This is a genomic window from Azospirillum formosense, assembly GCF_013340925.1.
Taxonomy (GTDB): domain Bacteria; phylum Pseudomonadota; class Alphaproteobacteria; order Azospirillales; family Azospirillaceae; genus Azospirillum; species Azospirillum formosense.
In genome coordinates this window covers 1-8,509 of record NZ_WHOR01000255.1, presented here as the reverse complement: position 1 = coordinate 8,509, position 8,509 = coordinate 1, and the positions used below count along the sequence as shown (strand labels likewise).

Here is an 8,509-nt window from a genome sequence, read left to right as displayed (position 1 = left end):
GGAGGGCCGGGGTGGGGGCAAGACCCCCACTTTCCTCAGACTTGCTCGTGTCAGCAACCACCACCTCCTCGGGCTTCTCCTCCTCCGGCGGCTTCTCGTCGGTGGCGATGCGGTCCAGCAGGTCGGCGATGCGGTCGGTGTCGAGCAGCTTGCCGTAGCCGGGGGCGTTGCAGTCCCAGTCATACTCGGCGAAGCCGCGGAAGCCCGCGATCACCGGGTCGCTGGTCCAGGCCTTGCGCAGGGCCAGCCGCTTCAGCTCCTGCGGGACGTTGCCGGCGAGGAAGCCGGTGTAGTCGCTGTCCGCGCCCAGGCTCTCCACCGGCGGCAGGGTCTCCGGGTCGAAGGGTTCCGGCGGCGGAGCGGCGATGGCCTGCGGCTCCTCCGCCGTGTCCCGCTCCTCCTGCGGTTCGGCGGGCTCGACGGGCGCCGCGCGCGTCTCCTGCTTGCGCCGCGACCAGCGCGACAGGAAACCTTCCGACCCGTCATCCATGGCGCTGATCCTTTCCAGAGTGAGCAACCGGAGCGCGGCGGGCCAGCGCCTCCGGGTCGGCGCGGTCGCGCTGGCGCTTGTGGAAGGGGCGTTCGGTGTGGTGGCGGGCCACGAAGTCGCGCATCCATTCCGCGAGATCGGGCGGCAGGGGGATCGCTTCGATCAGGTCGTCGCCCGCGTCGGAATGGGCGTCGACCTCGCCGGGATCGACGGTGACGGCGAGCAGCCGCAGCCCCGGCTCCTCCGCGCAGCGGCGCAGGATGACGTAGAGCATCGGGTGGCCGCCCTTCAGATTCTCGACGTAGTTCTCCGTCTCGCCGGGATGCAGCACGATCTCGGCGGCGCCCGCGTAATAGCCGGTGCGCTCCCCGTCCTGTGCCAGCACGGTCCAGGGCGCGCGGTCGGGCAGCGCCGGCAGGGCTCCGGTCACCCGCCAGCGGGCGTCCACCCACGGGTTGTCGATGCGCTGGCGCTCCACCGTGATGCCGACGCCGCGCCGTTCGGCCGGTCCGCTCATGACCGCGTCCCCTCTGCCGTGGGAATCAGCCGCTGTTCCCAGACCCGCCGCACCGGCTCGAAGCCCGCATCCATCCAGCGGTCGATCCAGGTCAGGAAATGCCGGGTGAAGCTTTCCAGAACCGCCATGGCGTCGGTGTCGCCAAAGCCCTCCTCGCGCAGCGCCGTTCGGTCGGGGCGGCGCCCCGGATCGGGATCGTCCGGGTCGCCCAGGACCTCCAGCTCCGCGCCGACCACGGCCCAGGCGGGAAGCCCGTCCTCGGCGCCGGGGCCGAGCGCGACGGTCACCCCGCCGGCCACCGCACCGTTGAGCAGCAGGCGGCCCGCGCCGTCGAAGCGGATGCTCTGGTTCGGCGGCCCCAGCGCCTCCAGCGCGTCGGCCAGCGCGACCAGGGTGACAGCGGCAAGACCGTCCCCGGCGTCCGGGCGGTCGGGGACCAGCACCACCGCCACGTCCAGCCGATCGCGCCGGCCGCTGTGGACGAGCGTGCCGGGTGCCGCCCCCTCCGCGGCGAAGCGGCAGGCGGTGGCGAAGGGGCCGCCCGCCTCGGCGGGCCAGGGCTGGAAAATGGGCGGCAGGGTCGGGGCGTCGGTCGGGTCCATGCCCCTGATAACGCGCGAACGGGAGGGTTGGTGCCAACGCCTGTTGGTGGGGGGACGGCCATGTCACCCTTTCATCCAAAAGGAGTCCGCCGCCTTGCTCGCAGCCCTCATTTCCTCCGGTCTCGTCTCCTCCGGTCTGGTCGCCGGACTGCTGATGACCGGCAACGTCATCGCCCAGGAAGTCAACAAGGAGTCGCTGTCCAACGACATCAAGGTGCAGCAAAGCCAGGAGCCGCCGCCCAACCAGCAGGGCGTCCGCGCGCCCAAGGCCTCCACCAGCGGCGAAACCCAGGGGGCGGAGTTGCAGCAGGCCTTGACCGACCTGCGACGGGCGCCGCCCGACCTCCAGGGCAACCCGGTGCCGCGCCCCAATCAATGGGCCAGCGAACCCGACATGGGACACGAGCCGACACGCTCCGAGAACCCGTCCGACCTGAGCAGCCAGGAAGCCAAGTAGGACGAATCACCCACCTTCCGCAGAGCGCATCCTTTTCCGCTTGATATGCTCTAATCGAGCATTTATGGTTTTGCTCATATCGAGCATTAAAGGAATGCGCCATGCGCGACACCACCGGCCTTGCCTACACGCCCGACATCGCCGCGGCGACGCAGCCGATCTACGAGCGCATGAAGCGCGTGGTCCCCGCCGTCGAATGGCCGTTCCATGCCCCGCTGGTCCACGAGATCAACCGCCTGAAGCGGGAGCGCAACGCGGTGATCCTCGCCCACAACTACCAGACGCCGGAGATCTTCCATGGCGTGGCCGACATCGTCGGCGACAGCCTGGCGCTCGCCGCCCGGGCGACCGAAACCGACGCCGACGTCATCGTGCTCGCCGGCGTGCATTTCATGGCGGAGACGGCGAAGCTGCTGAACCCGGCGAAGACGGTGCTGATCCCCGATACCGGGGCGGGCTGCTCGCTGGCCGAATCGATCACCGCCGCCGACGTGCGGCTGTTGCGCGAGCGCTATCCCGGCGTGCCGGTGGTCGCCTACGTCAACACCTCGGCCGACGTGAAGGCGGAGGTGGACATCTGCTGCACCTCCGGCAACGCGGTGGAGGTGGTCGAATCGCTGGGCGCGCCGCGCGTCATCATGCTGCCCGACGAGTATCTGGCGAAGTACGTCGCCACCCAGACCAGCGTCGAGATCATCGCCTGGAAGGGCCATTGCGAGGTGCACGAGCGCTTCACCGGCGACGAGATCCGCGAGTTCCGCGGTCGTTTCGACGAGTTGATCGTCATCGCGCATCCGGAATGCCCGCCCGACGTGCTGGAGGCGGCGGACTTCGTCGGCTCCACCGCGCGCATGGTCGATTTCGTGGCGGACCGCCGCCCGCCGCGGGTGCTGATGGTCACCGAATGCTCGATGAGCGACAACGTCGCCGCCGCCTCGCCGGAGACGGAGTTCGTGCGGCCCTGCAACCTGTGCCCGCACATGAAGAAGATCACGCTGGCGAACATCCTGGACAGCCTGCGCACGCTGGAACCGCAAGTGACCATCGCCCCGGAGGTGGCCGACCGCGCCCGCCGCTCGGTGGAACGGATGCTGGCCGTCAAGCCGCGCTGATCCGCCATCATCCATTCCCTCTCCCGTCCCGGGAGAGGGTGGCCCGGAGGGCCGGGTGAGGATATCGGCGAGGATCAAGGCGCTGATCCTTGCCGATACCCTCACCCTCCCGCCGCGCCGAGGCGGGCCCCTCTCTCTCCCGGGACGGGAGAGGGGATGCTTTCGTCGTAATTCCCTCTCGTCGGGAGGCTTTCCATGCCCACCCCTTACACGGTCCGCGATTCGGAGGTGGTCGTCATCGGCTCCGGCATGGCCGGGCTGACCGCCGCCCTGCATCTGGCGCCGCGCGCCGTCACGCTGCTGACCAAGACGCCGGACCTGCCGGGCGGCTCCAGCAACCACGCCCAGGGCGGCATCGCCGCCGCCATCGGCCCCGGCGACGGGCCGGAGGCGCACGCCGCCGACACGGTGGCCGCCGGCGCCGGCTTCGTGGACCCCGGCCGCGCCCTGCTGCTGACCCGCGAGGGGGCGGAGCGGGTGCGGGCGCTGCTCCTCGCCGGGCTGCCTTTCGACCGCGGCGCCGACGGCGCGCCCCTGCTGGGGCGGGAGGCGGCGCACGGAGCGGCGCGCATCGTCCATGCCGGCGGCGACGCCACCGGGGCGACGCTGGTCGCGGCGCTGGCCGAGCGGGTGCGCGCCACCCCGTCGATCCGGGTGGAGAGCAACGCCTTCGCCGTCGATCTGGCGGTGCGCCACGGGCGGGTCTGCGGCGTGCTGGCCTGCCATACCGAAGGCTGGGTGTTCCACCGCGCGCCGCGCGTGGTGCTGGCGACCGGCGGGGTCGGCGGGGCCTACGCGCGCACCACCAACCCGCCGGAGGCGACCGGCGACGGGCTGGCGCTGGCCGCGCGGGCCGGGGCGCTGCTCGCCGACGTGGGGTTCGTGCAGTTCCACCCCACGGCGCTCGCCGTGGACGCCGACCCCGCCCCGCTGCTGACCGAGGCGTTGCGCGGCGCCGGAGCGCTGCTGCTCGACCGCCGCGGGGTCCGTTTCATGGCGGCGGAACACCCCTTGGCCGAGCTGGCGCCGCGCGACGTGGTGGCCCGCGCCATCGGCGCCCGCGTCGCGGCGGGGGAGCCGGTGCGGCTCGATCTGCGCCCGGCGCTGGCCGCCAGGCCGGACGGCTTCCCCACCGTGCTGGCGCTCTGCGCCGCCCATGGGCTGGACCCCTGGCGGGAGCCGGTGCCGGTCGCCCCGGCGGCGCATTACCACATGGGCGGGGTGGTCACCGATCCCGCCGGGCGGACCAGCCTGGACGGGCTGTGGGCCTGCGGCGAGGTCGCCTGCACCGGCGTCCACGGCGCCAACCGGCTGGCCAGCAATTCCCTGTTGGAGGCCCTGGTGTTCGGCGCGCGGGTCGCCCGCGACGTGGCCGGGCGGGACCTGCCTCCCCTGCCGCCCTTTGCCCTGCCTGACGCCCCGGCGGTCGCCGGCGAGATCGGGGCCGGCCTGCTCGACGCCATCACCGATGAGTCCCGCCGCACGCTCTACCAGGGCGCCGGGCTGGTGCGCGACGGGGGGGGGCTGTGGACCGCCCGCCGCAAGCTGGACCGGCTCGCCGTAGCGCTCGACGCGCTGTGCGGCTACGGCCCGGCGGACCTCGCCGCCGTCCGCCGCTGGGGCGAGGCGCGCAACCGCCTGCTGGCCGGGCGGCTGATCGTCCACGCCGCCCTCGCCCGCAGCGAAAGCCGCGGGGCGCATTTCCGCAGCGACTTCCCGCAGGAAGACCCGGCGGCGCAGCGCCACCGCTTCACCCTCACCGACCTGACCGGGGCCGCCGGCCCCCTTTCCGGAGACGCCGCATGCTCCATCCTCTGACCTATGAACCGATCGTCCGCGCCGCCCTTGCGGAGGACCTCGGGCGGGCCGGCGACATCACCACCGACAGCATCGTTCCGGCGGACGCCGTGGCGACGGCGCGGGTGGCCGCGCGCAAGGACGGGCGCGTCGCCGGGCTGGAGGTCGCCCTGTCCGCCTTCCGCATCCTCGACCCGGCGGCGGAGCTGCGGGTGGAGCAGGGCGACGGCGCCGACGTGGCCCCCGGCGCCACCATCGCCACCGTGACGGCCCGCGCCCGCGCCCTGCTGACGGCGGAGCGCACGGCGCTGAACCTGCTGGGCCGCCTGTCGGGCATCGCCACCGCCACCCGCGCGCTGGTGCGCGAGGTCGAGGGGACCCGCGCCCGCATCGTCTGCACCCGCAAGACCACCCCCGGCCTGCGCGTCCTGGAAAAGCAGGCGGTGCGGCTGGGCGGCGGCTTCAACCACCGCTTCGGATTGGACGACGCGGTTCTGGTCAAGGACAACCACATCGCCGTGGCCGGCGGCATCCGCCCGGCGGTCGAGCGCGTCCGCGCCGCCATCGGCCACATGGTGAAAGTGGAGGTCGAGGTCGACACGCTGGCCCAGCTGGAGGAGTTGCTGACCCTGCCGGTCGACGTCGTCCTGCTCGACAACATGGACCCGCCGACGCTGCGCCGCGCCGTCGCCATGGTGGACGGCCGCATGGTGACGGAGGCGTCGGGCAACGTCACCCTGTCCACCGTGCGGGCCATCGCGGAGGCGGGCGTGGACATGATCTCGGTCGGCTGGCTGACCCACAGCGCGCCGAACCTGGACGTCGGGCTGGACATGTAGGGAGGGGACGCGGCGCCCCCTCCTCCCGAAACGCCGTCGTCAGTGCCCCATGAAGTTCCGGTGCTGAACGGTGTTGTCCTCGCTCAGCCGGACCGAGGGGGCGGCGAAGGTCTGATCGGCGGTGCGGCCGAGCGTGCCCTCCAGGATCACGCTGGCGCCGATGGCGAGGACGACCGCGGTGGCCAGGGCCATTCCGAACGCTTTCATGACGCTTCCCTCCTGCTGTGGACCGGAGCGGCCGGTGGGGCGGCGCCGATCCCGGAAATGCCGCGCGCGCCCTCCGCCACGGCGCCTTCGGCCTTGGCGATGCGGGTGTAGAGCGCCAGCGCCTGCGCCACCACCTGATCCATGTTGTAGTAGCGGTAGGTCGCCAGCCGCCCGACGAAATGGACGTTCGGCGTGGCGTCGGCCAGCTCCTGGTACTTGCGGTACAAGGCGGCGTTCTCCGCGCGGGGGATCGGGTAGTAGGGGTCGCCCTCCGCCGACGGGTATTCGTAGGTCAGGCTGGTCCGCGGGTTGGTCTGGCCGGTCAGGTGCTTGTATTCGGTGATGCGGGTGTGCGGCACCTCCTCGCCGGGGTAGTTCACCACGGCGACGGGCTGGAACCATTCCTGGTCCACCGTCTCGTGCCGGAAGGTCAGGGAGCGGTAGGGCAGCTTGCCGAAGCGGTACTCGAAATACTCGTCCACCGGGCCGGTGAAGATCAGGTTGCGGTAGCGCACGTCGCGCACCACGTCGCGGAAATCGGCGCCCAGGCGGATGGTGATGTTCGGGTGGTCGAGCATGTTCTCGAACATCCGCGTGAAGCCGTGCAGCGGCATGTTCTGGAAGCTGTCGCCGAAATAGCGGTCGTCGTCGTTGGTCCGCGTCGGCACGCGCGCCGTCACCGCCTTGTCGAGGTCCGACGGGTCGAGGCCCCATTGCTTGCGGGTGTAGCCGCGGAAGAACTTCTCGTACAGCTCCCGCCCGACCGCGCCGACCACCACGTCCTCCGAGGTGCGGACCTCGGCCACCGGTTCCGCGCGGCTTTTGAGGAACTCCGCCACCCCGGCCTCGTCGAGGTCCAGCCCGTAGAGCCGGTTGACCGTCGTCCGGTTGATCGGGATGGGAACCAGCTGCCCGTCGACATGGGCGAGCACCCGGTGCTCGTAAGGCCGCCACTTTGTGAAGCGGGACAGATAGTCCGCCACCGGCTGCGAATTGGTGTGGAAGATGTGCGGGCCGTAGCGATGGATCAGCACGCCCGCGTCGTCGTGATGGTCGTAGGCGTTGCCGCCGATGTGCGGACGCCGGTCGATCAGCAGCACCCGCTTGTCCAGGCCCGCCGCCAGCCGTTCCGCCAGCACGCTGCCGGCGAAACCCGCCCCGACGATCAGGTAATCGAAGACCGCCGGCCCGTCCGTCCGCCCCACATAGGCCGGAGCGGCACCATCGAAATCACGCATAAGCTCTGCCTTCCTCGTCCTGCCAAAAGGCGGACAAGGGGGGCACGCCGTCCGGCGCCCCACCCGTCCGCACATCCTGCGAACGGTGGAACCCGCCGGTGGTTCCGGAGGAAGGCGGTCGAGAAGGAGGTACCGATGCAGGGTACCTCCCGTGGCATCAGCCCCCGAAGACGGTGTTGAGCTGCGCGCCGACGCGGACGAAGGTGGTCCGCTTCGACACCTCCTTCAGCTTGGTGGCGCCGATGTAGGTCATCATGCTGCGCACGCCGCCCATGATCTCCTGCATCGTGCCGTCGATCGGTCCACGGTAGGGGACCTCCACGGTCTTGCCCTCCGACGCCCGGTAGGAGGCGACGCCGCCCGCGTACTTGTGCATCGCCGTGTCGGACGACATGCCGTAGAAGGTCATCGCCACCGGCACCTTCTGCCCACCGCGCTCCTCGTAGCGGATGTCGCCCTCGCACTCGTCGTGGCCGGCCAGCATGCCGCCGAGCATCACGAAGTCCGAACCGGCGCCGTAGGCCTTGGAAATGTCGCCCGGCACCGTGCAGCCGCCGTCGCCGCAGACCTGCCCCTTCAGCCCGTGGGCGGCGTCGGCGCACTCGATGATGGCGGAGAGCTGCGGGTAACCGACGCCGGTCATCTTGCGGGTGGTGCAGACCGACCCCGGCCCGATGCCGACCTTGATGATGTCGGCCCCGGCGAGCACCAGCGCCTCGGTCATGTCGCCGGTCACCACGTTGCCGGCCATGATGACCATGTCCGGATTCTCCTTCCGCAACCGGCCGATGACGCGCACGAAGCGCTCGGTGTAGCCGTTGGCGACGTCCAGGCAGAGCTTGGCCACCGGGGCCTTGGCCTTCACCGCCTGGAACTTGTCGTAGTCGGCCTCCGTCGTGCCCAGCGAGTAGAAGACGTTGGCCGTGTCCTCGTCGCGGAAGAAGGGGATCAGGGCTTCGGCCGGGTAGTGCTTGTGCAGCGCGGTCATTGCGCCGAAGCGCGACAGGGCGCGGGCGACGGCCATGGTGCCGACCACGTCCATGTTGGCCGCGATCAGCGGGAAGCCCGTCCATTCCAGCCCGCTGTGGACGAAGCGGAAGGTCCGCTCGATGTCCACGTCGTTGCGGCTTTCCAGGGTGCTGCGCTTCGGGCGGATCAGCACGTCCTTGAAGTCCAGCTTCAGATCGTTCTCGATGATCACCGGCGGGTCGTCCTTGTTGTTGTGGGGCGGGCCGTTGCCCCCTCCCCGG

Annotated in this window: 10 protein-coding genes; 4 read left to right on the top strand and 6 right to left on the bottom strand. The window is 71.2% G+C overall.

The window, feature by feature from the left end:
* The 3 genes from GBZ26_RS23855 to GBZ26_RS23845 all read right to left on the bottom strand — a co-directional run.
* Positions 1-490: DUF3306 domain-containing protein (locus GBZ26_RS23855; protein WP_174440986.1), on the bottom strand; the 490-nt coding region annotated here is incomplete at its 3' end.
* Entirely contained in the window at positions 483-1,007 is a 525-nt protein-coding gene (locus tag GBZ26_RS23850; RefSeq protein WP_174440985.1) for a DUF3305 domain-containing protein, read from the bottom strand. The genes GBZ26_RS23850 and GBZ26_RS23855, both read right to left, overlap by 8 nt.
* Positions 1,004-1,609, bottom strand: a complete 606-nt coding sequence (locus tag GBZ26_RS23845) for a biotin/lipoate--protein ligase family protein (RefSeq protein ID WP_174440984.1) — start codon at positions 1,607-1,609, stop codon at positions 1,004-1,006. Before GBZ26_RS23845 ends, GBZ26_RS23850 begins: the two co-directional genes overlap by 4 nt.
* A gap of 94 nt (positions 1,610-1,703) precedes the next feature.
* Between GBZ26_RS23845 and GBZ26_RS23840 the strand changes: the two genes are divergently transcribed.
* From GBZ26_RS23840 to nadC, 4 genes are all read left to right on the top strand, one after another.
* The gene (locus GBZ26_RS23840; protein WP_174440983.1) at positions 1,704-2,066 is read left to right on the top strand and encodes a hypothetical protein; all 363 of its coding nucleotides are present in this window, start codon (positions 1,704-1,706) and stop codon (positions 2,064-2,066) included.
* A 101-nt stretch (positions 2,067-2,167) separates the two neighbouring features.
* Complete coding sequence (gene nadA / locus GBZ26_RS23835; protein ID WP_014198015.1) at positions 2,168-3,178, top strand: quinolinate synthase NadA; 1,011 nt, start codon at positions 2,168-2,170, stop codon at positions 3,176-3,178.
* 195 nt (positions 3,179-3,373) lie between these two features.
* Positions 3,374-4,996, top strand: coding sequence for an L-aspartate oxidase (locus GBZ26_RS23830; RefSeq protein WP_174440982.1), 1,623 nt, complete (start codon positions 3,374-3,376; stop codon positions 4,994-4,996).
* Positions 4,981-5,814: a carboxylating nicotinate-nucleotide diphosphorylase gene (gene nadC, locus GBZ26_RS23825; protein ID WP_174440981.1), complete on the top strand. Its 834-nt coding sequence runs from the start codon at positions 4,981-4,983 to the stop codon at positions 5,812-5,814. The genes GBZ26_RS23830 and nadC overlap by 16 nt, the downstream gene beginning before the upstream one ends.
* Before the next feature lie 39 nt (positions 5,815-5,853).
* Here nadC and GBZ26_RS23820 read toward each other — a convergent pair whose 3' ends face one another.
* The 3 genes from GBZ26_RS23820 to GBZ26_RS23810 all read right to left on the bottom strand — a co-directional run.
* Complete coding sequence (locus tag GBZ26_RS23820) at positions 5,854-6,021, bottom strand: hypothetical protein (RefSeq protein WP_174440980.1); 168 nt, start codon at positions 6,019-6,021, stop codon at positions 5,854-5,856.
* Complete coding sequence (glf, locus tag GBZ26_RS23815; RefSeq protein WP_174440979.1) at positions 6,018-7,259, bottom strand: UDP-galactopyranose mutase; 1,242 nt, start codon at positions 7,257-7,259, stop codon at positions 6,018-6,020. Before glf ends, GBZ26_RS23820 begins: the two co-directional genes overlap by 4 nt.
* A 157-nt stretch (positions 7,260-7,416) precedes the next feature.
* On the bottom strand, positions 7,417-8,509 hold a 1,093-nt coding region (locus GBZ26_RS23810), incomplete at its 5' end, for a GMP reductase (RefSeq protein WP_247884888.1).